Source organism: Cryobacterium glaciale, assembly GCF_004402535.1.
In the GTDB taxonomy this organism is placed as follows: domain Bacteria; phylum Actinomycetota; class Actinomycetes; order Actinomycetales; family Microbacteriaceae; genus Cryobacterium; species Cryobacterium glaciale.
Window position 1 is genome coordinate 230,208 of record NZ_SOEY01000028.1, and the last position, 26,046, is coordinate 256,253.

General features: G+C 66.4%; 24 protein-coding genes and 1 tRNA gene. 9 read left to right on the forward strand and 16 right to left on the reverse strand.

The window, feature by feature from the left end; genetic code table 11:
* Positions 1–4: 4 nt before the first annotated feature.
* Entirely contained in the window at positions 5–616 is a 612-nt protein-coding gene (locus tag E3O06_RS13230; protein WP_134503821.1) for a 50S ribosomal protein L25/general stress protein Ctc, read from the reverse strand.
* Positions 617–862: 246 nt separating this feature from the next.
* Here E3O06_RS13230 and E3O06_RS13235 point away from each other — a divergent pair, with 246 nt between their 5' ends.
* Positions 863–1,576 (forward strand): FadR/GntR family transcriptional regulator, encoded by a 714-nt coding sequence (locus E3O06_RS13235; RefSeq protein ID WP_134503822.1) that lies wholly within the window; start codon positions 863–865, stop codon positions 1,574–1,576.
* 7 nt (positions 1,577–1,583) lie between these two features.
* Here the strand turns inward: E3O06_RS13235 and E3O06_RS13240 are convergent, their stop codons facing one another.
* Both E3O06_RS13240 and E3O06_RS13245 read right to left on the reverse strand, forming a co-directional pair.
* Positions 1,584–2,984: a GntP family permease gene (locus tag E3O06_RS13240; protein WP_174843230.1), complete on the reverse strand. Its 1,401-nt coding sequence runs from the start codon at positions 2,982–2,984 to the stop codon at positions 1,584–1,586.
* A complete protein-coding gene (locus E3O06_RS13245; protein ID WP_241980182.1) occupies positions 2,984–3,496 on the reverse strand; it encodes a gluconokinase in 513 nt (170 codons plus the stop codon). Before E3O06_RS13245 ends, E3O06_RS13240 begins: the two co-directional genes overlap by 1 nt.
* A gap of 251 nt (positions 3,497–3,747) precedes the next feature.
* Here E3O06_RS13245 and gndA point away from each other — a divergent pair, with 251 nt between their 5' ends.
* Both gndA and E3O06_RS13255 read left to right on the forward strand, forming a co-directional pair.
* Entirely contained in the window at positions 3,748–5,151 is a 1,404-nt protein-coding gene (gene gndA, locus E3O06_RS13250) for an NADP-dependent phosphogluconate dehydrogenase (RefSeq protein ID WP_420898886.1), read from the forward strand.
* An 85-nt stretch (positions 5,152–5,236) separates the two neighbouring features.
* On the forward strand, positions 5,237–5,710 hold the full coding sequence (locus E3O06_RS13255; RefSeq protein ID WP_134503824.1) for a hypothetical protein: 474 nt from the start codon (positions 5,237–5,239) through the stop codon (positions 5,708–5,710).
* Here the strand turns inward: E3O06_RS13255 and E3O06_RS13260 are convergent.
* The 3 genes from E3O06_RS13260 to E3O06_RS13270 all read right to left on the reverse strand — a co-directional run bounded on the left by E3O06_RS13260 (position 5,682) and on the right by E3O06_RS13270 (position 8,218).
* Entirely contained in the window at positions 5,682–6,659 is a 978-nt protein-coding gene (locus tag E3O06_RS13260) for a ribose-phosphate diphosphokinase (protein WP_134503825.1), read from the reverse strand. The genes E3O06_RS13255 and E3O06_RS13260 overlap by 29 nt on opposite strands.
* Positions 6,660–8,111 carry a bifunctional UDP-N-acetylglucosamine diphosphorylase/glucosamine-1-phosphate N-acetyltransferase GlmU gene (gene glmU / locus E3O06_RS13265; RefSeq protein ID WP_134503826.1) on the reverse strand — a complete coding sequence of 484 codons (1,452 nt, stop codon included), beginning with the start codon at positions 8,109–8,111 and terminating at the stop codon, positions 6,660–6,662.
* Positions 8,112–8,146: 35 nt separating this feature from the next.
* A tRNA-Gln gene (locus E3O06_RS13270) sits at positions 8,147–8,218 on the reverse strand.
* A gap of 122 nt (positions 8,219–8,340) precedes the next feature.
* Between E3O06_RS13270 and E3O06_RS13275 the strand changes: the two genes are divergently transcribed.
* Positions 8,341–8,832: a MarR family winged helix-turn-helix transcriptional regulator gene (locus tag E3O06_RS13275; protein ID WP_134503827.1), complete on the forward strand. Its 492-nt coding sequence runs from the start codon at positions 8,341–8,343 to the stop codon at positions 8,830–8,832.
* A 13-nt stretch (positions 8,833–8,845) separates the two neighbouring features.
* Here the strand turns inward: E3O06_RS13275 and E3O06_RS13280 are convergent, their stop codons facing one another.
* From E3O06_RS13280 to rsmI, 10 genes are all read right to left on the reverse strand, one after another.
* Entirely contained in the window at positions 8,846–9,505 is a 660-nt protein-coding gene (locus tag E3O06_RS13280; RefSeq protein ID WP_134503828.1) for a methionine ABC transporter permease, read from the reverse strand.
* On the reverse strand, positions 9,505–10,533 hold the full coding sequence (locus E3O06_RS13285) for a methionine ABC transporter ATP-binding protein (RefSeq protein ID WP_134503829.1): 1,029 nt from the start codon (positions 10,531–10,533) through the stop codon (positions 9,505–9,507). The genes E3O06_RS13280 and E3O06_RS13285 overlap by 1 nt, the downstream gene beginning before the upstream one ends.
* A 135-nt stretch (positions 10,534–10,668) precedes the next feature.
* Complete coding sequence (locus E3O06_RS13290; protein WP_241980185.1) at positions 10,669–11,574, reverse strand: MetQ/NlpA family ABC transporter substrate-binding protein; 906 nt, start codon at positions 11,572–11,574, stop codon at positions 10,669–10,671.
* Between the two features lie 182 nt (positions 11,575–11,756).
* Positions 11,757–13,550 (reverse strand): ABC-F family ATP-binding cassette domain-containing protein, encoded by a 1,794-nt coding sequence (locus E3O06_RS13295; RefSeq protein ID WP_134503830.1) that lies wholly within the window; start codon positions 13,548–13,550, stop codon positions 11,757–11,759.
* A 29-nt stretch (positions 13,551–13,579) separates the two neighbouring features.
* Positions 13,580–14,506 (reverse strand): 4-(cytidine 5'-diphospho)-2-C-methyl-D-erythritol kinase, encoded by a 927-nt coding sequence (locus tag E3O06_RS13300; RefSeq protein WP_134503974.1) that lies wholly within the window; start codon positions 14,504–14,506, stop codon positions 13,580–13,582.
* A 48-nt stretch (positions 14,507–14,554) separates the two neighbouring features.
* A complete protein-coding gene (gene rsmA / locus E3O06_RS13305) occupies positions 14,555–15,430 on the reverse strand; it encodes a 16S rRNA (adenine(1518)-N(6)/adenine(1519)-N(6))-dimethyltransferase RsmA (protein ID WP_134503831.1) in 876 nt (291 codons plus the stop codon).
* The gene (locus E3O06_RS13310) at positions 15,427–16,422 is read right to left on the reverse strand and encodes a TatD family hydrolase (RefSeq protein WP_134503832.1); all 996 of its coding nucleotides are present in this window, start codon (positions 16,420–16,422) and stop codon (positions 15,427–15,429) included. Before E3O06_RS13310 ends, rsmA begins: the two co-directional genes overlap by 4 nt.
* The gene (gene metG / locus E3O06_RS13315) at positions 16,415–18,001 is read right to left on the reverse strand and encodes a methionine--tRNA ligase (protein WP_134503833.1); all 1,587 of its coding nucleotides are present in this window, start codon (positions 17,999–18,001) and stop codon (positions 16,415–16,417) included. The genes E3O06_RS13310 and metG overlap by 8 nt, the downstream gene beginning before the upstream one ends.
* 40 nt (positions 18,002–18,041) lie before the next feature.
* Positions 18,042–19,049, reverse strand: a complete 1,008-nt coding sequence (locus E3O06_RS13320; protein WP_134503834.1) for an NADP-dependent oxidoreductase — start codon at positions 19,047–19,049, stop codon at positions 18,042–18,044.
* Between the two features lie 49 nt (positions 19,050–19,098).
* Positions 19,099–19,971: a 16S rRNA (cytidine(1402)-2'-O)-methyltransferase gene (gene rsmI / locus E3O06_RS13325; RefSeq protein WP_134503835.1), complete on the reverse strand. Its 873-nt coding sequence runs from the start codon at positions 19,969–19,971 to the stop codon at positions 19,099–19,101.
* 39 nt (positions 19,972–20,010) lie between these two features.
* On the opposite strand from rsmI, the gene E3O06_RS13330 reads away from it, so the two are divergent.
* From E3O06_RS13330 to E3O06_RS13350, 5 genes are all read left to right on the forward strand, one after another.
* Entirely contained in the window at positions 20,011–21,612 is a 1,602-nt protein-coding gene (locus tag E3O06_RS13330; protein ID WP_241980187.1) for a dolichyl-phosphate-mannose--protein mannosyltransferase, read from the forward strand.
* Between the two features lie 155 nt (positions 21,613–21,767).
* Positions 21,768–22,868 (forward strand): fatty acid desaturase family protein, encoded by a 1,101-nt coding sequence (locus E3O06_RS13335; protein ID WP_134503836.1) that lies wholly within the window; start codon positions 21,768–21,770, stop codon positions 22,866–22,868.
* Positions 22,869–22,974: 106 nt separating this feature from the next.
* Entirely contained in the window at positions 22,975–24,375 is a 1,401-nt protein-coding gene (locus tag E3O06_RS13340) for an L-serine ammonia-lyase (RefSeq protein ID WP_134503837.1), read from the forward strand.
* A gap of 171 nt (positions 24,376–24,546) precedes the next feature.
* Positions 24,547–24,972, forward strand: a complete 426-nt coding sequence (locus E3O06_RS13345; protein ID WP_166788210.1) for a LysM peptidoglycan-binding domain-containing protein — start codon at positions 24,547–24,549, stop codon at positions 24,970–24,972.
* A gap of 97 nt (positions 24,973–25,069) precedes the next feature.
* Positions 25,070–26,035: a sulfurtransferase gene (locus tag E3O06_RS13350; protein ID WP_134503838.1), complete on the forward strand. Its 966-nt coding sequence runs from the start codon at positions 25,070–25,072 to the stop codon at positions 26,033–26,035.
* The last annotated feature ends 11 nt before the right edge of the window (positions 26,036–26,046 follow it).

Consider the following 26,046-nt stretch of genomic DNA (forward strand, 5'->3'; position numbering starts at 1 on the left):
AGTGCTACGCGGCGGGCGTGGCGGCCGGGGTGCCGGCCGTGATGACCTCGGTCTCGGCCTCGGCTTCGTCTTCGCCACGCGGGGTGTGGATGTAGACGACGAGGGCATCTTCGTCGGAGATGAGAACGGCGCCGTCGGGCAGCGGAACGTCCTTGGCGTGGATCTGGGCGCCGTCTTCGAGGCCTTCGATCGACACGGTGACGTTCTCGGGAATGTTGGTCGCTTCGACCTCGAGCAGCAGGGTCTTGGTGTCGAAGTCGGCGATCGTGCCGGCGAAGGACTCGCCCGACATGTGCACCTGAACTTCAACCTGAACCTTTTCGCCCTTGCGCACGACGACGAGGTCGATGTGCTCGATGATGGCCTTCACCGGGTCCTTCTGGACGTCCTTGACCAGCACGAGCTGCTTGGCGCCCTCGATGTCGAGCTCGAGGAGCATGTTGGCGCGACGCAGCAGCAGCGCGATGCGGTGGGCGGGCAGCGACACGTGCACCGGCTCGGTGCCGTGGCCGTAGATGACGGCCGGGATCTTGCCGAGCACGCGCAGCTTGCGGGCCGCGCCCTTGCCGAAGCTTTCGCGCAGTTCAGCGGCGACGGCGGTAACTTCTTTAGCCATGATATTTCTCCTTGCGGGCGTGGGCCCAGGTCGTGGGATAGTGATTCAACTCGAACGCATGTCAGCGTGAGGAAAAGCCCAGGGCCTCGTCCGCCGCGTCGATAACGGATGCCGCCGGCCCACTATACTGGCCCGGCCGTATCCCTCGCCGAAGTTCGTACTCAAGCTTACACAGTTCGGGCGGAGCCTGCAGCCCGGGCGTGTCGCACGCCGCGCTGGTGACGACGCAGGCGTTAGGGTCGGAGCATGCCATCCAGCCTGCACAACCGCGTGGTCGAGGCGGTGGGCACCCCCATCGTCGACGGCCGCACGCCGGCCGGAACCGTCATGCTCGCCGACGAGATCGCGCGCACCCAGGGTGTCAGCCGATCGGTCGTGCGCGAGGCCGTGCGCGTGCTCGCCGCCATGGGGCTGGTCGAATCGGTCAAGCGCGTCGGAATCCGGGTGCGTCCGCAATCGGTGTGGAACGCGTTCGATCCTCTGCTCATCCGCTGGCGTCTGGCCGGGGCGGGGCGCGGCGCGCAGCTGCGTTCACTGACCGAACTGCGGGCATCCGTTGAGCCGATGGCCGCCGAACTGGCCGCCCGACACTGCCCGCAGGTCATGTCGGGCGAACTCATGACCGTGGCCGCGCAGATGCGCACGGTCGGGCGGTCCGGTGACCTGGAGCGTTTTCTCGAGTTGGACATCCACTTTCACCGGCTCGTGCTGCACGGATCGGGCAACGAGATGTTCGCCAAACTCGACGAGGTGATCGCGGCAGTGCTGTCGGGGCGCACCGGCCTCGGCCTCATGCCGGCCCACCCGCACGAAACCGCCCTGCAGTGGCACGTCGACGTGGCCGACGCCATCCAGGGCGGCCATCCCCTGCAGGCCCGCGAGTCGATGGAACTGATCATGCGGCGCACCATCGCCGAAGTGGAAGAGGCCTGGGCCGATACGCCCCGGCTCTTCTTCTAGACGCAGGTCAGAACAGGCTCGCCACGAGGTAGATGGCGAGGGCAATCGTGAAGCCGACGATTCCGACCAGGGCCTGACCGACGGTCCAGGTCTTGAGCGTGGTCTTGGTATCCATGCCGAAGAACCGGCTGACCAGCCAGAAGCCGGAGTCGTTGACGTGCCCGGCGAAGACCGACCCGGCGGCCAGTGCCAGCACGATAGCGGCGAGCTCGACCGGGTTGAACGTGCTGTTGCCCATCACGACCGGTTGCAGGAGCGCCGCGGTAGTGGTCAGGGCTACGGTCGCTGATCCCTGCGCGATGCGCACGAGAGCGGCTATCACGAAACCGGCCACGATCACCGGCAGGCCGATGGCGTCGAGCGACTCGGCCAGGGCGTTACCGATCCCGCTGGCACGCAGCACGCCGCCGAACATGCCGCCGGCGCCGGTGATCAGGATGACGGCCGAGACCGGGCCGAGCGCGCTGTCGACGACGGACTCGACGAGGGTGGCCGACTTGCGCTTCTTCCAGCCGAGCAGGGCCATGGCGAGCACCACGGTGATCAGCAGGGCCACCGGGGTCTCACCGATGGCGCGCAGGATTTGCACCCAGGCGTCGTCGAGGGAGACCAGCCCGGCGGTGGCGGCCATGTTGAGGCCGGTGTTGAGAAAGATCAGGCCGATCGGCAGCAGGAGCAGGGTCATGATGATGCCGACACGGGGCGCGGAGGCGAACTCGGTGAAGTTACCGGTGCTGCCGCGCAGGATGGACGGCACGGGGATGTCGTACTTGCGGCCGACGTAGCGACCGAACAGGTGACCGACGACGTACCAGGTGGGCAGGGCCACCAAGAGGCCGAAGATCAACACGAGTCCCACGTCGGCGCCGAGCAGGCCGGTCGCAGCGACGGGCCCCGGGTGCGGGGGCACGAAGATGTGCATGACCGAGAAGGCCACGGCCGACGGGAACGCATAGCCGAGGAAGGATCCGCCGAGGCGTCGCGCGACGGCGAAGATGATCGGCAGCATGACCACGAGGCCGGCGTCGAAGAAGATTGGAAAACCGAGCATGAGCGATGCGACCGCGAGGGCGATCGGCGCGCGCTTCTCTCCGAAACGGGAGATCAGGGCATCCGTCAGTACTTGCGCGCCACCGCTGGTCTCGAGCATGCGACCGAGCATCGCGCCGAGGCCCACGAGCAGGGCGACGCCGGCGAGGGTGCCGCCGAAGCCATCGAGCAGGGTCGGCATGAGGCGCACCGTCGGGATGCCGGTGGCGACGGCGGTGAGCAGGCTCACGATGATCAGCGACAGGAAGGCGTGCACCTTGAACTTCATGATGAGCACGAGGAGCACCGCGATGGCGCCGGCGGCGACGCCGAGCAATCCGGGGGTGCCGAGCACCCAGTTCATTTCAAGATCGGTCATCAGTGAGCTATCCCTTTGTGGATCAGGCCGACGAGCTCGTCGGGGGTATGGATGAGGTCGACGCGGAGACCCGCTTCGTCGGCGGCGAGGGGTTCGAGCGTCGCGAATTGCGAGTCGAGCAGGGTGGGCGGCATATATTCGTGGTTGCGGTGGGTCAGACGCTCGGCGATGAGTTCCTGGCTGCCGTAGAGCTCGGCGAAGACCAGGGTCGGCACGAAGGAACGCAGCAGGTCGCGGTAGCTGCGCTTCAAGGCCGAACAAGCCACGACGAGGGGGTCGCCCTGGTGCAGCGACGCCGCCAGCGTCTCGCCGATTCGGGTGAGCCAGGGCAGCCGATCGTCATCGGTGAGCGGATGTCCGGACGCCATCTTGGCGCGTGCCACCTCGCTGTGCAGGTCGTCACCGTCGAGAAAGCGCAAGGCCCTGGCCTCCGCCAGTGCGAGGCCGACGGTCGATTTGCCGCAACCCTGAACGCCCATCACGACGATAGGGGTGTAGAAGTGATCAGGCATGGTGCTCCTTCGCCGGCCGCTGCTTCATTGCATCGAATTACGACGCAACACGCACGTAATAAATCTGATTACAACGAGCACGCTAACACTTAAATCTGCTTCAATGAAATCGGGCCTGACCCCCGCTTGCGGGACCGATCAGGCCCGTGGGCTAAACTCGCAGGTGGTCTGCTCAATACAGCCCCGAAGGAGAAAACGTGTCAGAGTCCGGTTCAGCACAGGCAAATATTGGTGTCGTCGGTCTGGCGGTGATGGGCTCGAACCTCGCCCGCAACCTCGCCGGCCGCGAGGGAAACACCGTCGCGGTCTACAACCGCTCCCCCGAACGCACCCGCCTGCTCACAACCGAGCACCCCGAGGCCAACTTCGTCGCGTCCGAGAACATCGCCGATTTCGTCGCCTCGCTGAGCAAGCCTCGCACCGCGATCATCATGGTGCAGGCCGGCCGCGGCACCGACGCCGTCATCTCTCAGCTCTCCGAGCTGTTCGAACCCGGCGACATCATCGTTGACGGCGGCAACGCCGAATTCACCGACACCATCCGTCGCGAGAAGGAGCAGAGTGCCAAGGGACTCAACTTCGTCGGCGCCGGCATCTCCGGTGGCGAAGAGGGCGCCCTCAACGGCCCGAGCATCATGCCCGGCGGCTCGGTCGAGGCGTACAAAACCCTCGGCCCGATCCTCGAATCCATCGCCGCCGTCGTCGACGGTGTGCCCTGCGTCACCCACATCGGCACCGACGGCGCCGGCCACTTCGTCAAGATGATCCACAACGGCATCGAATACGCCGACATGCAACTCATCGCTGAGGCCTACGACCTGCTCCGCAAGGTCGGCGGGCACTCCCCCGAGGCCATCGCCGAGGTCTTCACCGACTGGAACAGCGGGGAACTCAACAGCTACCTGATCGAGATCACCGCGGAGATTCTGCGCCAGGTCGACGCGAAGACCGGCGAGCCGTTCATCGACGTCGTACTCGACGAGGCCGGCTCCAAGGGAACCGGCGTCTGGACCGTGCAGAACGCCCTCGACCTCGGCGTTCCGGTCGGCGGCATCGCCGAGGCCGTCTTCGCCCGCGCGGTCTCAGCGCACCCGGAGCAGCGCGGACCGGTGCGCGCCACCCTCACCGCTCGCCCCGAGATCGCCGTCGTCGGCCACACCTTCCAGGAAGACGTGCGCCAGGCCCTCTACGCCTCGAAGATCGTCGCCTACGCGCAGGGATTCGACGCGATCATCGCCGGTGCGAAGAAGTACAACTGGAACATCGACAAGGGCGCCATCGCCACCATCTGGCGCGGCGGCTGCATCATTCGCGCCCAGTTCCTCAACCGCATCGTCGACGCTTACATCAACGACCCCTCCATCCCGAGCCTGCTCGTTGACCCGTACTTCGCCGAGGCCGTTGCCTCCGGTGAGGCAGCCTGGCGCCGCGTGGTCTCGACCGCCGCGCTGTCGGGCATCCCGGTTCCCGGATTCGGTTCCAGCCTCAGCTATTTCGACTCGCTCGCGAGCGAGCGCCTGCCGGCCGCTCTGGTGCAGGGTCAGCGCGACTTCTTCGGAGCGCACACCTACCACCGCGTGGACATGCCCGGCACCTTCCACACCCTGTGGTCGGGCGACCGCAGTGAGATCGCCACCGAGGCGTCCACGCACTGATCATCCGCGTTGCCGGCCGGCAGCATCCATTTCTCACGCGCTGAGAACGGATGCCGCCGGCCGGCTCTGAAAGAAGGGGGCAGCCATGACTGATGATCACCCCGAGCTCTCCGGCTACGAGCCGAACGACAGCTACCGCCCGCTGCGCGGCAAGCATTTCGCGACCATTCTGCGGGTCGTCGTGGTTCTCGGACTGATCGCCCTCGTCGTTCCCGGTGTGCTCACGACCATGCGGGTGGCCTCCGACACCGCCGCCAACGCCTGCGCGACCGCGGTGGCCCAGTATTACCCCTCGGCCGTCGACTTCGACGCTCGCTTCGAGTTCGCCGGACCGGGTGGGTTCGGCTGGCAGTGCTACGCCGTCGACCTGAACGAGCGCGACACCTTCGTGACGCCGCTCGGCATCATCCCTCCGCGCCACGCCAGCTTGCCCCCGGAACGCCCACCTAATTTGCATCATCGAGGTGTGAGTTTCGACGCGAAAAATCGCAAAAATCGGGCTAAACCTCACACCTCGGCAAGGTTTGAACCTACGCGGCGCCGTCGAACATCGAGGTGACCGAACCCTCGTCGAAGACCTCGTGGATGGCGCGGGCCAGCAACGGGGCGATCGGCAGCACGGTGAGGGTCGGAAAGCGCTTCTCCGGCGGGATCGGCAGCGTGTCAGTGACGACGACGGCGCTGATGGCCGGGTTCTGCAACATGTCAACGGCCGGGTCGCTGAACACGGCGTGGGTGGCGGCGACGACGACGCCGATGGCGCCGGCGTCGCGCAAGGCCTCGGCGGCTAGGGCGATCGTGCGACCGGTGTCGATCATGTCGTCGACGAGCAGGCAGACGCGGCCCTCGACCTGGCCGACGATCTCGTGCACGGACACGCGGTTGGGCACGAGGGGGTCGCGGCGCTTGTGAATGATCGCGAGGGGCACACCGAGGCGGTCGCTCCAGATGTCGGCGACGCGCACGCGGCCCATGTCGGGCGAGACCACGGTGAGGGTGGCCGGGTCGAGCTTCTCGCGGAAGTGCTCGAGCAGCACCGGCATGGCGAACAGGTGGTCGACCGGGCCGTCGAAGAAGCCCTGGATCTGGGCGGCGTGCAGGTCGATCGACATGATGCGGTCGGCGCCGGCGACCTTGAACAGGTCAGCGACGAGGCGGGCCGAGATCGGCTCGCGGCCGCGACCCTTCTTGTCCTGCCGGGCGTAGGGGTAGAACGGCGCGACCACGGTGATGCGCTTGGCGGAGGCCCGCTTGAGGGCGTCGACCATGATGAGCTGTTCCATCAGCCATTCGTTGATCGGCGCGGTGTGCGACTGGATGACGAAGGCGTCAGAGCCGCGCACGCTCTCGTCGAACCGGGCGTACAGTTCGCCGTTGGCGAAGGTGCGTGCGTCAGTGTGGAGCAGCTCTGAACCAAGCTCCGTGGCGATGTCGAGAGCGAGCTGCGGGTGCGCTCGCCCCGAAACCAGTACTAGTCGTTTGTCGCCGCTGGTCTTGATTTCCGACACCTATTCTCCAGTCTTTTCGCTGCTTGTGGGGCGCAGGCTTGCGACCGCCGCCGTATCCGCGGCCGTGCCAGGACGGTTGGCGTGAACCCAGCCATCCATATTGCGTTGCGGGGCCACGTTGATGGCCAGTGCGCCGGCCGGAACGCTCTTGCGAACGACCGTGCCAGCTCCCGTGTACGCGCCGTCTTCAATTGTAATCGGCGCGACGAACACGTTGTGCGACCCGGTGCGCACGTGCGACCCGATTGCGGAATGGTGTTTGGCGACGCCGTCATAGTTGGCGAAGATTGTTCCGGCTCCGATATTCGATCCGACACCGACCGTGGCGTCGCCCACGTAGCTCAGGTGCGGCACCTTGCTGCCGGCACCGATCTGGGCGTTCTTGGTCTCGACGAAGGCGCCGATCTTGCCTTCTGCGCCGAGCACGGTGTTCGGGCGCAGGTACGAGAACGGGCCGACGGATGCCCCGGCCTCGATCACCGCGAGCGTCGCGTCGGTGCGGTTCACCCGCGCACCCGCGCCGATCTCGCAGTCGCGCAGGGTGGTGTCAGGGCCGATGATGGCGCCGGTGGCCACGACGGTGGCCCCCTCGATCTGCGTTCCCGGCAGCAGCGTCACGTCGGGTTCGAGCACGGCCTTCAGGTCGATCCAGGTCGTCGCCGGGTCTTGCACGGTCACACCGGCCAGCTGCCAGCCGCGCACGATGAGGGCGTTGAGCTTCTGTGCGGTGTCGCCGAGTTGGGCTCGATCGTTGATGCCGGCGACGATCCAGGCATCGGCGACGGGAACGGCGCTGACCTCTGAGCCGGCCCGGCGCAGCAATTCGATCACGTCGGTGAGGTACTTCTCACCCTGCGCGTTGGCGGTGGTGAGTTCGGCCAGCTGCTCGCGCAGCGCGGCCAGGCCGAACAGGTAGACACCAGCGTTGATCTCGGTGACGGCCAGTTCGGCATCCGTCGCGTCTTTCTGCTCGACGATGCGGTCGAAAGCTCCCTCGACCGAGCGGATGATGCGGCCATAGCCGGTCGCATCCTCTGGGTAGGCGGACAGCACGGTGCCCGCGGCGGCGCCCTTGCGGTGCGAGGCGATGAAGGAGGCGAGGGTGGCGGCGTTCAGCAGCGGCACGTCACCATTGATGACGAGGACGTCACCGTCGAAATCGTTTGGAAGCGCCGCGACAGCCTGTTCGACGGCACGGCCGGTGCCGGGAATCTCATCCTGGTCGACGATGGTGCTCTCGGGGAGGTCCTCGGCCACCACGGCGGCGAGCAGGTCACGTTCGTGCCGCACGACGGTGATGACGTGGGCGGCGTCCAGGGCGCGTGCGGTGGCCAGCACGTGGCTGACGATCGGCACACCGGCGAGCGGATGCAGCAGCTTCGGCAGGCTGGACTTCATGCGGGTCCCCTGGCCGGCGGCCAGCACGATGATGGCGAGGCGGGCGTCTGTCACAGGATTCCTTACGCAGTGGTGAGAGAAAGAAGAGGCTCCGCCACCAGGATTCGAACCTGGACCGAACAACTCCAAAGGTTGCCGTGCTGCCGTTACACTATGGCGGACCATGCTGACCGGGGCCAGCAACCTGTCAAGTCTGCCAGATTCTTAGCGCCGGCATGCACCGCTGGAGCCGTCAGACCACCCCCGGGCGAAGAAACCCCCCGGTAAGCGGGATAATGGAGCAATGCCTGGCCATGATGAAGTCGACCGAATCGTCGGTTCGTGGCTGCGCGAACGTCCCGATCTTGATTTCGCGCCGCTGCAGGTGCTCAGCCGGGTCGCCCGTTTGTCGAAGCACCTCGACCGGGCCCGCCGCACCGCGTTCTCCCGCTCGGAGCTTGCGTCGTGGGAGTTCGATGTACTCTCGGCCCTGCGCCGGGCCGGCACCCCCTACGAACTGAGTCCCAAAGCCCTGTTGCAACAGACCCTCGTCTCGAGCGGCACCATGACGAACCGCATTGACGGCCTGGTCGATCGCGGGCTGGTGAAGCGCCGCTCCGCACCCAACGATGGTCGCGGCATCCTCGTCGGCATGACGCCCGCCGGCCTTGCCAGAGTGGATGCCGCCATCACCCGGCTGGTCGACGCCGAAGCTGAGCTGCTCAGCACTCTGTCGGTGACCGACCAGGAGCGGCTGGCCGGTCTGCTCCGCAAGCTCAGCCTCGACTTCGACTAAGACCCCGCGACAGCTACCGGCGCAGGGCCTTGCGGGCGAGGTAGTTGCCGAAGAACTGCACGAGCTGCACCAGGACGATGATCAGCAGCACGGCGGCCCAGGTGACGACGGGCTCATACTGCCGGTAGCCGTACTGCAGAGCGAAGTTTCCGAGGCCGCCGCCGCCGACGAAGCCGGCGACCGCCGACATGTCCACGAGGGCGACGAAGATGAACGTGAAGCCGAGAATCAACGGGCCGAGTGCCTCGGGCAGCAGCACCGTGAAGATGATGCGAACCGGCCCCGCCCCCACGCTGCGGGCGGCGTCGATCACTCCGGGCGTGACCGTCAGCAGGTTCTGCTCGACGATGCGGGCCATCGCGAACGAGGCAGCGAGCGAAATCGTGAAGATGATGGCGTCGTTGCCGATGCCGCTGCCGGTGACGGCGCGGGCAAGCGGCTGGGCCGCGGCGAGAAAGATGATGAACGGGATCGGCCGGATCACGTTCACGAGCACGTTGAGAACAACGAAGATCGGCTTGTTGTCGAGGATGCTGCCGCCGCGGGTCAGGTACAGCCCGAGGCCCACGATGAGGCCGCCGATTCCACCGAAGAAGAGGGTCGCCGCGACGATGTACAGCGTCTCGCCCGTCGCCGTCCACAGTTCGGGCAGCAGGTTGGTGAGCGCATCCATCAGCGCACCTCCGTGACGGTCGTTAGCTGGCGTACCCGCTCGAGCGCGGCATCCACCAGCTCGTCATCGGCGTGTAGGGCGAGGGTGAGGTGCCCGAACGGGCGCCCCTGAATTTCGTTGACGCCGCCATAGATCACCTGGAAGGGAACGCCCGCGCGCACGAATTCGCCGAATACCTCTGACTGATCGACCGCGGTGTCGCGAAACGACAGCGTCACGATGCGCCCGGTGTGGCGTTCGCGCAGCACCTCAAGCTCCGGCGCGGAGGGCACGCCCTTCACGACGGTCGACACGAAGCGAGCGGATGCCGGGTGCTGCGGGTTCGAGAACACGTCGAACACGGGTCCCCGCTCGATGACCTTGCCCTGGTCCATGACCGCAACCTTCGTCGCGATGGTCTGGATCACATCCATCTCGTGCGTGATCACGATGATGGTGATGCCGAGCTCGGCGTTGACCCGCTTCAAGAGCGCGAGCACCTCGTGCGTCGTTTCGGGATCGAGCGCGCTTGTGGCCTCGTCGGCGAGCAGGATGCTCGGGGAGGTCGCGAGCGCTCTCGCGATGCCGACACGCTGCTTCTGCCCGCCGGAGAGCTGGTCGGGATAAGACTTGGCCTTGTCGGTCAGGCCGACGAAGCTGAGCAGCTCGGCGACCCTGGTGGCACGGTCCTGCTTCGGAAAACCCGCGACCTCGAGCGGATAGGCCACGTTGCCGGCGACGGTACGCGAGCCGAGCAGGTTGAACTGCTGAAAGATCATGCCGATGCCGAGCCGAATCTTGCGCAGCTCGCGCTCGGGCAGGGTCGCAATATCGCGCCCGTTGATATGGATTTCGCCGCCGGTGGAGCGTTCGAGGGCGTTGACGAGCCGCACCAGCGTGCTCTTGCCGGCGCCGGAGTATCCGATGATGCCGTAAATGTCGCCGGCCTCGACGTCGAGGCTCACCGAGTCGATGGCCATGACGGAGGCGCCACCCTTCGTGCTACTCGGGTAGCTCTTACTAACGTTCCGCAGCGACACAACGCTCATACGGACTCCTGTTCTGCTCTTCGTGGTGCTGACTTAAAGTCACGCGAGTGAGCAGTTTGTGCTCTTCCCGGACTCGGGAAGCGCCACAACTGCTCACTCGCGAAACGGGTACGCGTCGTGCTGGTGGTGCGTGAGCTACTTGGCGGCTTCGACGTCGGCGGTCACGTCGGCGAGGGCGGCTTCAAGTTCGGCCGTGGTCGCGGCGAGCGGCACCGCGGTGTCGCCGGAGACGGCCATGAGGCCGTCCTGAACGTCCTGGTTGGTCTGGAAGATCTCGATGAGCTTGAGGAAGGTCTCGTTGTCCTTGTCCTCGGCGCGGGCGGCGAAGACATTGATGTACGCGAAAGCACCCGCATCGGTCGGGTCGTCGGCGGCGAGGGCGCCCTCGAAGGTGAGGCCGGCCTTCTCTACGAAGTCATTGTTGATGACGGCCGCGGCGACATCGGCGAGCGACGCGGCGGTGAGCGACGGCTCAAGGGCCGTGACGGTGACCTTGGAGTTCTCCTCGTCGATGTCATCGAGACCCGAAAGGTTGGTGCCGCCACCGTCGAGGGTGATGAGGTCTTCGGCCTGCAGCAGCAACAACGCGCGGGCAAGGTTGGTCGCGTCATTAGGAACGGCGACGGTGTCACCCTCTTGGATCTCGTCGAGGCCGTCGTACTCAGTCGAGTACAGACCGAGCGGGTAGATCGCGGTTGAGCCGATCGGTACGAGGTCGGAGCCACTTGAGACGTTGTAGTCCGCGAGGAACACGAGGTGCTGGAACTGGTTCATGTCGAGCTCACCCTCGCTCACGGTGGGGTTCAGCTGCTGGTAGTCGGCGAAGTCGACGAGTTCGATGCTGATTCCCTCGTCGGCGGCGGCGTCCTGGTAGATGTCCCAGTACGGGTCACTGGCTCCGATGACACCGATCTTGATGACGTCGTCTTCGGTGCCGGTGGCAGCTCCATTGGAAGCTCCAGCACAGCCGGCCAGAAGGGCCACCAGCGGGATGACGGCGACTGCGGCGAGTATGGTTTTCTTGTTCACAGACTTGTTCACGATGATTCCTTCAGGCGATCTGGGTTGTGGTTGCTCCAGGCACACAACAACGACCGGTCAAACCAGAAGGCTGCGCCCACGATGAGCTACGTACCGCGGCTGCGCGGGTACCCCTTAACGATACGTGCCGAAGCTGCGACGCGTGGCCTGTGCCGACACACTGCGTCACAGCTTCTGCGAAACTAGCCCTCGATCAGCTCAGTAAGTTCGACCCAGCGCGTTTCGAGCGTGGCGATGGTCTCCTCGAGTTCGGTCAGCTTCGCGCCGAGCTCGCCGAGGCCGGCAAAGTCGGACTGATCGTGGGCGGCGAGCTTCTCATGCTTCTGGGCAATTCGCTCCTGCAGTTTGACGACCTTGCGGTCGATCGAACCGAGCTCCTTCTGGGCGTTCCGCAGTTCGGCGCCGCCGAGCGTGGGGATCTTCTTGCTCGCACCCGAGGCATCCGTCGGTGAACCGGATGCCGGACCGGCGACCGCCTTGCGGCGCACCTCCAGATACTGGTCGACACCGCCTGGCAGGTGACGAAAGCCGCCGTCCATGACCGCATATTGGTTGTCGGTGACGCGCTCGATGAGGTACCGGTCGTGCGAGACGACCAGCAGGGTGCCGGGGAAGGAGTCGAGCAGGTCTTCCATGGCGGCGAGCATGTCGGTGTCGAGGTCGTTGGTGGGCTCGTCGAGGATGAGCACGTTGGGCTCGTCGAGCACGATCAGCAGCAGCTGCAGGCGGCGCTTCTGTCCACCGGAGAGGTCCTTGACCTGGGTCGTGAGCTGGGCGCTCAGAAAGCCCATGCGTTCGAGCATCTGGCCGGGCGTGATCTCCTTGCCGCCGGCCATGTAGCTCGTCTTCTGGCGGCCGATGACGTCGCTCACGCGGTCGTTGCGAATCTCGTCGAGTTCGAACAGCTGCTGGGTGAGCACGGCGACCTTGATGGTCTTGCCGCGCTTCACTGTGCCGGTTGTGGGCTGCAGGGTGCCGGCGACCAGGTTCAGCAGGGTGGACTTGCCGGCACCGTTGACCCCCATGATGCCGGTGCGCTCCCCCGGCGCGATGCGCCAGGTCACGTCGTTGAGCACGGTCTTGTCGCCGAACTTCACGCCGATGTCGATGAGGTCGACGACGTCCTTACCGAGGCGCTGCATGGCCATCGACTGCATCGAGACGGTGTCGCGGGGCGGCGGCTCGTTTTCGATCAGCACGTTGGCGGCATCGATGCGGAACTTGGGCTTCGCGGTGCGGGCCGGGGCGCCGCGGCGCAACCAGGCCAGTTCCTTCTTCATCAGGTTCTGGCGCTTGGATTCGACGACGGAACTCATCCGGTCGCGTTCGACGCGCTGCAGGATGTAGGCGGCGTAGCCTCCCTCGAAGGGCTCGATCAGGCGGTCGTGCACCTCCCAGGTGATGTTGCAGACCTCGTCGAGGAACCACCGGTCGTGGGTGACGACGACGAGTCCACCGCTCTGCGCAGCCCAGCGGGTTTTGAGGTGACCGGCAAGCCAGGAGATGCCCTCCACGTCGAGGTGGTTGGTGGGCTCGTCGAGGAAGATGACGTCGTAGTCGCCGATCAGCACGGCAGCGAGGGCCACCCGGCGGCGCTGGCCACCGGAGAGGTCGTCGACGAGGGCGTCCCACGGGATGTCCCGCACGAGGCCGCCGATGACGTCGCGTACCTTGGCGTCGCCAGCCCAGACGTGTTCTTCGATGCCGCCGACAATGGTGTGGCCGACGGTCTGGCCCGAGGCGAGATCGTCGGACTGGTCGAGCATGCCGATGGTGACGCCGCGACGACGGGTGACGCGGCCCTCGTCGGGTTCCATCCGGCCGGCCAGCAGGCGCATGAGGGTGGACTTGCCGTCGCCGTTCTTGCCGACGACGCCGATGCGGTCGCCTTCGTTGAGGCCGGCGGTGACGCTGTCGAAGATGACGCGGGTGGGAAATTCGAGGTGCAGGGACTCAGCCCCGAGAAGATGTGCCATAGCCTCCGAGTTTACGGCACGCCGATGGGTTAGATGAGGCGGGCGCCGTGCACGGGTCCGGTGGCGCGAACGACCTTCAGGCGGCTGGCGGAGAGCGCGACCTGCAATTCGAGCGCGCTGTCGGCATCCGCTACCAGGAAAGCCACGGTCGGGCCGGAGCCGGAGAGGATGCCGGCGAGGGCGCCGTTCTGTTCGCCGAGCTGCAGCACCTTGCCGAGACCCGGGGCGAGGTGCAACGCGGGGGCCTGCAGGTCGTTGTGCAGCACATCGGCGAGCATGTGCGGGTCGCCGGCGCGCAGCGCCTGCAGCACATTGGCGTCGACGGATGGCTGGTGCTCGGCCGGGAAGATGTCCTGGGCGTGGCGATCGCGGTGCCGGTCGAGCTCCTGGTAGACGCCGGGCGTGGACATGCCAAAGTCGGCGAGGGCGAGCACCCACTGGAACTTGCCCTTGGCCAGGGCGGGGCTCAGCTGGTCGCCGCGGCCGGTGCCGATGGCGGTTCCGCCGGTGAAGGAGAAGGGAACGTCGGCGCCGAGCGTGGCGGCGATGGCGAGCAGCTCGTCCTTGGCGGCGCTCGTGCCCCAGAGGGCGTCGCAGGCGAGCAGGGTGGCTGCCGCATCGGCGGAGCCGCCGCCCATCCCGCCGGCGATCGGTACGTTCTTCTCGATCTCGAGGTGAACGCCGCCTCGATAGCCGGCCTTGCGGGCGAGGGCGCGGGCCGCCTTGATGGCGAGGTTGCTGCCGCCGGTCGTGAGGCCGGAGGTGTCGATGCTGCCGCTGAACTCCACCGAGAAGTCGCTGGCCGCCGTCGCCCGCACCTCTTCGAACAGGGAGACGGCCTGGTACGCGGTCGCGAGGTCGTGGTAGCCGTCTTCCATGACCGCGCCGACCTTGAGGAAGACGTTGATTTTGCCGGGGGCCCGCGCGTGCACGACGGTGGTGGCGGCGGTCGTCATCATGCTTTTAACTTAGCCCAGCCCGTCGGCCCGCACGGACCGTGCGGGCTACGCCGGCGCCCAGACCCGGGCGATGGCGAGAAAGTCGTGCACGGTCAGCTGCTCGCCGCGCGTTGTCGGGTCGATGCCGGCCGCGCTCATCACAGCGGATGCCGCCGCCGAGTCCCCGAGAACGACCGACAACGACTGACGCAGCATCTTGCGCCGCTGCTGAAAAGCGGCGTCGATGAGCGCGAAGGTCTTGAGGCGCAGTTCTTCGGATTCCAGCGGCTGGGGCCGCCGGTCGAAGGCGATGAGGATGGAGTCGACGTTCGGAACCGGCCAGAACACCTGGCGGCTCACCTTGCCCGCGGTGCGAAAATCGCCGTACCAGGCGGCTTTCACGCTCGGGCTGCCGTAGATCTTGTTGCCGGGCGGGGCGGCGAGGCGTTCGCCGACCTCGGCCTGCACCATGACGACACCGGCGCGAATCGACGCGAAGTGTTCGAGCAGGTAGAGCAGCACTGGTACAGAGACGTTGTAGGGCAGGTTGGCGACGAGCCGGGTGGGGTCGCCGGGCAGCTCGGTGATTTTCAGGGCGTCGGCGCGGATGACGGTGAGCCGGGCGCCGGGCTGCATCAGTTCGACGGTGAGCGGCAGCTGCTCGGCGAGGCGGTCGTCGATCTCGACGGCGACGACGCTCGCACCGACCTCGAGCATGCCGAGGGTGAGCGAGCCGAGGCCGGGGCCGACCTCGACGACGGTGTCGCCGGGGGCAACGCGGGCGACCTTGACGATGCGCCGCACGGTATTGCCGTCGATGACGAAATTCTGGCCGAGCTTTTTGGTGGGGTTGACTCCGAGCATCTCGGCGAGGTCGCGGATTTCGGCCGGGCCGAGGAGCGTCTTGACGGCTTTGGCCGCGTCAGCTGCATCGTCGGTCATGCCAGGCCTCCGCGGGGGGTCTGCTCGGGGCGGGGGTCGTCTTCCTGGCTGGCGAAGGCGGCGGTGACCGGTTCGGCGTCCCAGCGGCCGTAGACCAGCTCGGTGTTCGCGGTGATTTGGGCGGAGAGCAGGGAGACATCCGTTTCGAGGTGGGCGGCCATGCCGCGCAGCGTGTTGGGCAGCAGGTAGGGCGCATTGGGCCGGCCGCGGTAGGGCAGGGGGGTGAGGAACGGGGCATCCGTTTCTACCAGCAGCAGGTTGCGGGGGGCGGCGAACAGGGCGGCCCGCAGCATGGACGCGTTCTTGAACGTGACGTTGCCGGCGAAGGACATGTACCAGCCGTGATCGGCGCACAGCCTGGCCATGTCGGCGTCGCCGGAGAAGCAGTGGAAGACGGTGCGCTCGGGGGCGCCGACCCGCAGCAGGGTTTCGATCACGGCCTCGTGGGCGTCGCGGTCGTGGATCTGCAGCGCGAGGTTGCGCTCCTTGGCGATGCGAATGTGCGCTTCGAAGGAGCGAAACTGGGCGGCACGTCCTTCTTCGGGGGTGCGAAAAAAGTCGAGTCCGGTCTCGCCGACCGCGACGACGCGCGGCTGCCCGGCGAGTTCGTTGATCACGGCGAGGGCGTCGTCGAGGGTCCCGGCCGTCTCGAGCGCGGGCGCCTCGTTGGGGTGGATCGCGACGGCGGCGAGCATGCGCGGTTCGATCAGGGCTGCGGCGGCCGACCAGCGTGAGGTTTCAACGTCGCCGCCGACCTGGATCACTCCGCGCACGCCGACGCTCGAGGCGCGGTCAAGCTGTTCCCGGTAGCTGAGCGGATGCTCCCCGTCGCTGATTTCGAGATGGGTGTGGTTGTCGTAGACGGGCACCGTGAGCGGCTCCGGCAGCGGCGGGTAGCTCAGGTCGCGGCCCGCGGTGTTCTCGCGCTTGCGAATAGCACTGCCGTAACCGTCGACGCCGCCGCCGAGGCTGACCAGGGAATCACTAGCCATCGGCCGGCTCCACGATCGATTCGATGCGCGGGAACAACGGCTCGAGCGCGCTGACCTGGACGCCCCCGGTCCACTCCCAGGCGCGGTCGACGCGCTGGTCGGCGAGGGCGCCGTCGCCGCCGAGGGCGGTCCACAGCTTGCCGGTGGCGACCGGAATGACCGGGGACAGCAGCACGGTGAGGGTTCCGAGGCCGCGCACCGCGGTGTGCAGCACGGTGCCGAGGCGTTCGCGGCTGTCCGGGTTCTTGGCCAGCGCCCACGGCTCCTGCAGGGTGATGTAGCCGTTGAGCTCGTCGACGAGCTGCCACACGCTCGCGAGGGCGTCGTGAATGGCGAGGGTCTCGATGAACGATGTGGCGGCATCCGTCACACGCTGTTCGGTGGCCTGGATGGCCAGGTCCTCGGCCGTGAAGGCGCCGGCTGTGCCTTCAGACAGTGCGGGCACAACGCCGTCGCAGTACCGCACGACCATGGCGATCACGCGGGAGGCGAGGTTGCCGAAGCCGTTGGCGAGTTCGGACTGGTAGCGGGCCGAGAGGTCTTCCCAGCTGAACGAGCCGTCCTGCCCGAAGCTGATGGCGCGCATGAAGTAGTAGCGAAAGGCATCGGAGCCGAAGGTGTCGGTGATCTGGCTCGGGGCGATGCCGGTGAGCTTGGACTTGCTCATCTTCTCGCCACCGACCAGCAGCCAGCCGTGGCCGAAGACCTGCTTGGGCACCTCGATACCGGCGGCCATCAGCATGGCCGGCCAGATGACCGCGTGAAAGCGCAGAATGTCCTTGCCGACGATGTGGGTGGCCGGCCAGCGGCTCGCGAACTCCTCGTCGTTCTGGCCATACCCGGCCGCGGTGATGTAGTTCAGCAGCGCGTCGAACCAGACGTAGACGACGTGTGATTCGTCCCACGGCACCTTGATGCCCCAGTCGAAGCTCGAACGCGAGATCGACAGGTCGGACAGGCCGCGCTTGACGAAGGACATGACCTCATTGCGGGCCGCTTCCGGCTGCACGAAATCAGGGTTCTCCTCGTAGAGAGCCAGCAGTTGCTCGGCGAAGGCGCTCATCTTGAAGAAGTAGTTCTTCTCGTGCAGCAGCTCGACCGGCTTGGAGTGGATGGCGCAGACGAGCTGGCCGACGTACTCGCCGGTGCCGTCGACGAGGTCGCTGGTCTGTTTGTATTCCTCGCAGCCGACGCAGTAGTAGCCCTCGTACTCGCCGGTGTAGATGTGGCCCTCGTCGTGCAGGTGCTGCAGGAACTTCTGCGCGTTCACCTCGTGACGTTCGTCGGTGGTGCGGATGAAGTCGTCGTTGGCGATGTTGACGGTTTTAAGCAGCGGCTTCCACGCGGTCTCGACCAGGCGGTCAGCCCATTCCTTCGGCGTGACGCCGTTGGCGATCGCGGTGCGCAGAATCTTCTGGCCGTGTTCGTCCGTGCCGGTGAGCAGCCAGGCGTCATCGCCGGACTGCCGGTGCCAGCGTGCGAGCACGTCGGCGGCCACCTCGGTGTAGGCGTGCCCGATGTGCGGCACATCATTCACGTAGAAAATGGGCGTGGTGATGTAAAAAGAGCCTGCGGACATGCGTTCATCTTATGCGGCGAGCGGACCCTGACGTTTTGTGTTACTCGATGTAGGAGCCCTCCGTGACTGGGCCGGCGGTCGAAAGGTGGTGTCGGTGACCGAACACCGGCGGGAGCGCCTCGCGGTTGGGCGGAACCGGCGGGCGGTTCGGGGCATCCTTGGTGGCCTCGGTCTCGCGCAGGTCGATGCCGTGCACCTTCTGGTGCGGATACTCCACCGGCATCATGCACAGCACGATTTTGCCGTGGGCGTGTCCAGCTTCCAACTCTCGATAGGCGTCCCGCACTCGTTCGAGCGGGTAAATGGCCGCGACGGGAATCACGAGCTGATGGTCGGCGATCAGGCTGGCAATCTTTTGGAGAACGACGGTGTCAGTCGAGTCGACATTCATCAGCACGTTGTCGCCGAGCCGGTTCAGCTCGGCGTCGACGCCGTCTGGCGCGATCCGCTGCAATCGCTCGGCGAATCCTGGACCGTATTCCACCGGGATCACGCCGATTTGGCGGAGGTAATCAAAACTGTCCGGGCTGGCGGTGCCGATGACGCGCGCTCCGCGTCGTTTGGCGAGCTGCGCCGCGATCACGCCGACACCGCCGTGGGCCGCGTGCACGAGCACCGTGCGACCGGGACCGGGGTTTGCACCGGAGACAGCTTGCCAGGCGGTCGCTGCGGCGACATAGAGGCTGCCGGCGATCTCCCAGGGCAAACGCTCTGGCTTGTGAATCACGTTCCCGGCCGGAACGGTGACGAAATTCGCCTGCGAACCGCGCACGGTGTGACCAAGCACCGCGTCGCCGATTTTCCACCCCGTAACGCCCGCTCCGGTGCCTGCGATAAAGCCGGCGAAGTCGCTGCCCTGCCCCGCCGGAAAGTGCGCAGGCCACTCCTTGTCGAGTCGGCCTTCCCGGATGCTGGACTCGCCCGGATTCAGTCCTGCCGCCATGACCTCGACGACTACCTCGCCGACACCAGGTACAGGCGTGGTTATCTCAACCAGATCGAGAACTTCCGGCCCCCCATAGCGGGAGAATTGCACCGAGTGCCACATAAAAACCTCCCGAGGTTAGTCGCAACCGCGCGACTCGCGCTTAGCGAAATTAACGCTGAGGAAGGATCGGGTATTCCGATTTTTTCACGGCAACCTTGCCGGGGCCGGCCTTGGCCTGCAGCGCGTGTTCGTACAGTTGGCGTTTTCCGAGGCCGCTGGCCGCCGACACGTCGGCCGCAGCCTCCTTCAAACGGATGCCGCCCGCCACCAGGTCGAGTACCTCGGCCACACCCATGGCGAGGTCCAGCACCCGAACTTCAGCGCCCGCGACGACGATGCAGATTTCGCCGCGCACGCCCGCCGCCGCCCACTCGGCCAGCTCTGCCGCCGTGCCACGCTTGACCTCTTCGAAGAACTTCGTCAGTTCCCGGCAGACCACGACGCGGCGGTCGTCGCCGAGCGTGGCGGCGAGGTCGGTCAGCGAATCGGCCAGACGGTTGGGCGATTCGAAGAACACCATGGTGCGGCGTTCGGCGGCGAGGTCACGCAGCAGCTTGACCCGTTCGCCGTGCTTTCGCGGCAGGAACCCTTCGAAGGTGAACCGGTCGGTCGGCAGCCCGGAGACGGCGAGTGCGGTCAGTACGGCGGACGGACCGGGCAGGGCGGTGACCTGCACGCCGGCCGCCACCGCGGCATCCACCAGATGAAAGCCAGGATCGGACACGGTCGGCATTCCGGCGTCGCTCAGCACCAGGATGTCCACGTCGCGGGCCAGTTCCACGAGTTCGGCCGCCTTACCGCGTTCGTTGTGGTCGTGCAGGGCGATGAGCCTGGGCCGGTTCTCGATACCGAGGGCTTTGAGCAGGTGCACGGTGACGCGGGTGTCCTCGGCGGCCACGATGGTGATGGTCGTCAGGGTCTCGATCAGGCGCCGGGAGGCGTCGCCGAGGTTTCCGATCGGGGTGGCAGCAAGGATGATCATGGGTCCAGTCTCGCAGTCGCTGCTCAGTACGATGGTCAGGTGCTGGCAACTAGTCGATGGGTTCACTGGATTCGCTGGATGCACTGGATGCACTGGATTCGCTGGATGCACTGGGGCGCGCCCCTCCTCGTGGTCCTGCTGGCCGCCGGCTTACGTCTGTGGAACCTCGGCATACCGCATGCGCTCGTGTTCGACGAGACCTTCTATGTGAAGGATGCCTGGAGCCTGTTCAACAACGGCTACGAGTCCACCTGGCCGGCCGACGCCAATCCCCTGTTCGAGGCCGGGCAGACCGACATCTTCACGACGGATCCCTCGTTCGTGGTGCATCCGCCGCTCGGCAAGTGGCTCATCGCACTCGGCATGAACCTGCTCGGCCCCGGCAACCCGTGGGGCTGGCGCCTGGCGACCGCCGTGGTCGGGGTGCTCGCGGTCGTGCTCATCATGCTCGTGGCCCGCCAGTTGTTTCGGTCGCGGCTGCTCGCCCTGATCGCCGGTTTTCTGCTCGCCATCGACGGCCACGCCATCGTCATGAGCCGCGTGGCCCTGCTCGACAACTTCGTCATGTTCTTCGCCCTGCTCGGGGTCGCCGCCATTTTGCTGGACCGGCAGTGGCACGAGACCCGCCTGGCCAGCCGACTGGCCGGCCTGGTCGAACCGGGCTGGGGCCCCACCCTGTGGTGGCGCCCCTGGCTGCTCTGTGCCGGCCTGGCCTTCGGGCTGACCAGCTCCGTAAAATGGTCGGGATTGTATTTTCTGGCCGCCTTCGGCATCTATCTCGTCGTCGTCGACGCGCTCGCCCGGCGCCGGCACGGGGTGTCTTTCTGGGTCAGTGCCGCCATTCTCAAGCAGGCCCCTGCAACCTTTCTGCTCTTGGTGCCGGTGGCGGTCACCACGTTCCTGGTGTCGTGGACGGGCTGGTTTGTCACCCGCGGCGGGTATTACCGGGAGTGGGCCGATGGGGCCGACGCAGCCTGGACCGGGCCGCTCGCCTGGGTTCCGAACACCTTGCAGAGTTTCTGGCACTACCAGGCGGCCGCGTACACCTATCACGTGGGGCTGGCCACGCCCCATCCGTACCAGGCCAATCCGTTGACCTGGCTATTCATGATTCGGCCGACCAGCATGTACTACCAGGGGTCGAGCCAGGGCGAATTCGGCTGCCAGTTTCAGAGCTGCTCGGAGGCCATCACCTCGGTCGGCAACCCGCTCATCTGGTGGGCGGCAACGGCTGCGCTGTTCTACCTGGTCTATCGGCTCGCGCGATATCGGGAGTGGCGGGTCGGCTTCATTCTGATGGGCATGGTCGCCGGCTATCTGCCCTGGCTGATGTATTTGAATCGCACGGTCTTCCAGTTCTACACGATCGCCTTCGAGCCCTACCTGTTGCTGGGCCTCACCTGTGTCATCGGGCTGCTCCTGGGGCGAATTCCCGATCAGGCGCGGCCCGAGCGTCGACACTCAGCACATTCGCAGGTGTACGAATATGACCGCCCGTCGAGTGCCGGAGCCCTCGCAGCCGTGACCGTCGGGCTGGGGGTCGCGCTCCTGCTGACCGCATTCTTCTTCCCCGTGTGGACCGGAATGCGGACTCCGTTCGCGTTTTGGCAGCTCCACATATGGATGCCAAGTTGGCGATAGATCGGTCGAATACATTCCATTTTTGGCATATAATCACTGGGAAACGCGTGTGAATTGGGCACGATGGCGGGCTTCACGAACGTAGACTGACGCCTATCTGCTTTACGAGTAATTGCTCACGTCCCGGCTGAGAAGTCCCGATCCACTAAGGCCTCATGTCGGAAGCACTAGCCGCACCCTCGGTCCGCATCATCAGGACCCGGCCGGGTGGAGACACGAAGAACCCCACTACCGAATATTCGGCACTCTTGCACACCGTGCGTAATCTTGGCCTTCTCGGCCGTCGCACCGGCTTCTACTGGATAGTCTTCTCCATCCTCGTGGCGGCCACCCTCGGCGCTGCAGCTGGTTTCGTTCTGCTCGGTGACACCTGGTACCAGCTGATCATCGCTGGCGCACTCGGCCTCATCTTCACCCAGTTCGCTTTCTTGGCCCACGAAGCCTCGCACCGCGCCGTGTTCACCTCCGGCAAGGCCAACGACCGGGCCGGCCGCGTCCTGGCGAACCTCTTCGTCGGCATCAGCTACGCCTGGTGGATGACCAAGCACAGCCGTCACCACGCCCAGCCGAACGTCATCGGCAAGGACCCGGACATCGAGCCCGACTTCATCGTGTTCCGCGAAGAAGACGCCGCGAAGGTGAGCCGGATTGGCGCCATCGTCACCCGCAAGCAGGGCTATTTCTTCTTCCCTCTGCTCATGTTCGAAGGCATCAACCTGCACATCCAGGGTTTCAAGACCGTCTTCGGCAAGAACAAGGTCAGCGAACGCTGGGTCGAGATCACCATGCTCGTCACCCGCCTCACCGCCTACTTCGCCGTGATCTTCTACTTCCTGCCGCTCGGCATGGCCTTCGCCTTCATCGGCGTGCAGATGGCCGTCTTCGGTGTCTACATGGGGGCATCATTCGCTCCCAACCACAAGGGGATGCCGCAGCTTCCGGCCGAAAGCAAGGTCGACTTTCTGCGTCGCCAGGTGCTCACCAGCCGCAACATTCGCGGTGGCACCTTCATCGACACTTACATGGGTGGCCTCAACTACCAGATCGAGCACCATCTGTTTCCGAACATGGCCCGGCCGCACCTGCGCAAGGCGCAAGAGATCGCCAAGGAATACTGCCTGACGCACGACGTGAAGTACACCGAAACCGGTGTCTTCGAGAGCTACGGCATCGTCATCGCCTACCTCAACAAGGTCGGCCTCGCGGCGCGTGACCCCTTCGATTGCCCGATGGTGCAGCGCTTCCGCACGCACTAGAAGCACGGTGTGCGCCAGTGGACCTGTCGGGTAACGCCCCGCACCTCACGGTGCGGGGCGTTGTCGCATTGAGCACCCTCGCGTGCGGGTGCCGTACCATGAGGGCGTGACTGCGTACGTCTCAGCCCTGGACCTGTTTTCCATTGGAATCGGCCCGTCCAGTTCCCACACGGTGGGTCCGATGCGCGCTGCCCGCGTGTTCGCTGAAGACCTCGTGGCGACCGGCCGCCTGAATGAGGTGGGGCGCATCCGCTGTTCTCTGTTTGGATCTCTGGGTTCCACCGGTCTGGGCCACGGCACCCCGGATGCCGTACTCGCCGGCCTGACCGGACTCCGCCCGGAAACCTGCGACCCCGACGAGGTGCGCGCCGCCTGGTCCGGCCTCACGGATGGAGCCACCCTCACCCTGCTCGGCGGTCATACCATTCCAATCAGCACGAGCGACGTACGATTCGAGCCGCGCACCCGACTGCCGGGGCACCCCAACGCCCTCACGCTCACCGCCTGGCCGACCGACAGTGCAGCGACGGACGATTCATGGACTGGCGCCCCGCTGCTCGAGGAGACGTTCTACTCGATCGGCGGCGGTTTCATCCGCCGGGGCACCGAGCGCTCGAGCGCCCAAACCCGCGTCGCCCAGCCGCTCCCCTACGATTCCAGCGCCGAGCTGCTCGCCCTGTGCGACGCCCACGACCTCGCGATCTGCGAGGTCGCCCGCCGCAACGAAGAGGCCATCCACGGCGCCGCAGCGCTCAATGCAGGGCTCGACGCCATCTGGGAGGCCATGCACACCTGCGTGCAAGCCGGACTCACCGCCACGGGCGTGCTGCCGGGCGGCCTCAAGGTCAAGCGTCGAGCCGCCGCGGTACGTATGCGCCTGGAGGAATATGACGTCCAGCCACTGCGCGATCACGATACCTCAACCGAATGGCTGCATGCGTTCGCGCTCGCGGTGAACGAGGAGAATGCGGCCGGCGGCCGGGTCGTCACCGCGCCGACCAACGGGGCGGCCGGCATCATCCCGGCAGTCGGCCACTACTATCTGCGTTTCGTTCCCGGAGCGGATGCGGCGGGCATCCGTCGCTATCTGCTCACGGCCGTCGCGATCGGCTCGCTGGTGAAGGCCAACGCGTCGATCTCCGGGGCGGAGGGCGGCTGCCAGGCCGAGGTGGGCGCCGCCTGCGCGATGGCCTCCGGCGCGCTCTGTGCCGTGCTCGGCGGCACCCCCCGGCAGGTCGAGAATGCGGCCGAGATCGCCATGGAACACCACCTCGGGCTGACCTGCGATCCGGTCGGCGGCCTCGTGCAGGTGCCCTGCATCGAGCGCAACGCGATCGCCTCGTCGACCGCCGTGTCAGCGGCCCGGCTGGCGCTCCACGGCGACGGCACCCACCTGGTCTCGCTCGACACCGTCATTGAAACGATGCGGCAGACCGGGCTCGACATGATGACGAAGTACAAGGAAACCAGCGAGGGCGGGCTCGCGGTGAACGTCATCGAGTGCTGACCCGCCACCTGAACGGGGGTAGCCCGCATGGTTGTTGCGCCACCTTGTCGGCCTAAGCTGGCTGAACGCGTGCATCGACGAGGTCGCCGTGCGCCTTTGAGAAAGGCTTGAACCATTCGCAGCTCACTCGCACGCCGCCCTTGGGGCATCATCGTTGCCGCTCTCCTGCTCGTGACGGTGGCCGGTTGTGCCGGCGAACCGGCCCCGGCCGTCACGGTGACCATCACGCCGACCGTCACCCCCACGCCGACACCGAGTCCGACGCCGACACCCACGCCGACTCCTACCGAGGAGGCGGCGCTCATCCCGAATCCACAGGTGCCCGACCTGGTTCCCAACGCGGAGCCGGTGCCGCTGCCGCAGGGACCGGCCGCGGACCTCGGCAGCACCCCGGGAGCCCGCGGCACCACGACCGCTGACGGGGCCGGAGCCCTGCTCACTTACACGGTCGTCGAGGGCGACGCGTTCTTCGACATCGCGCAACGATTCAACGTTCCGGTGCAGCTGATGCTGACCATGAACCCCTCGGTGCCCGGGCTCGGCGAGAACATCTACATCAAGCAGATCATCAACCTGGACTGGACCACCACTCGGTAGCCGGTTGAGTGGAGGGCTAGCGCGTCTGTGTGTCGCCGGATGACTCACACCGGCACCGGTTCCTCCCCGTGTCGGAGGCCCCCGCTAGCCTTGGACCATGAGCGCACCCGTTCCGTCCTCGCCCGCCGTGTCCAGCCCCGCCGCGTCTAGCCCCGTCGTGTCTAGCCCCGTCGTGTCTAGCCCCGTTGTCTCCACTCAATGGCTGGCCGACCACCTCGGTTCCGACAACCTGGTCGTTCTCGACGCCACGGTGTTCGCCCTGGCCCCGTCCTCGACCGAAGCCGGCGCGGCTGGGCCACGCTACCTCAGCGGGCGTGACGATTACCTCACCAAGGGACACATTCCCGGCGCCGTGTTCGCCGACCTGTTCGACGTCTTCTCCGACCCGGCCGGTGACTACGATTTCTCCCGGCCGAGCGCAGAGCTGTTTGAGGCGGCTGCGGCATCCGTCGGTATCGACAACGGCACGACCGTCGTCGTCTACGACGCCGTGGTCGGCCAGTGGGCAGCGCGCATCTGGTGGCTTTTCCGCTCGTTCGGCTACGACGACGTCGCCGTACTCGACGGCGGTCTCACCAAGTGGCACGCCGAGACACGTCCGTTCGCCACCGGCGGCACGCGCCCGCGGAACGCCGGCGGTTTTGTGGCCAAGCCACGCCCCGAACTGTGGGTCGACAAGAGTTTCGTCGAGTCGATCGTTGCCGGTAAAGCGGATGCCGCCCTCGTCTGCTCGCTGCCGCCGGCGGAATTCGCCGGAACGGCCGGGTCACGCCCGCGCGCCGGGCACATCCCCGGCAGCATCAGCCTGCCGGCGGGCGCGCTCGTCGACCCCGCCACCAATGCGTTCCTGCGCGGGGACCGGCTCACCGCCACGATCGCCCCGGCTGTCGCGGCCGTCGGGTCATCCGGGCACCTGGTGACCTACTGCGGCGGCGGTATCGCCGCGGCCGCGAGCGCCCTCGCGCTCGTCCGCGCCGGTAACGAACACGTGTCGATCTACGACGGCTCGCTCAACGAGTGGGCCGCCGACGCCTCGGCTCCGTTAAGCGCGCCCGGCCGGTAGCTGACAACAGC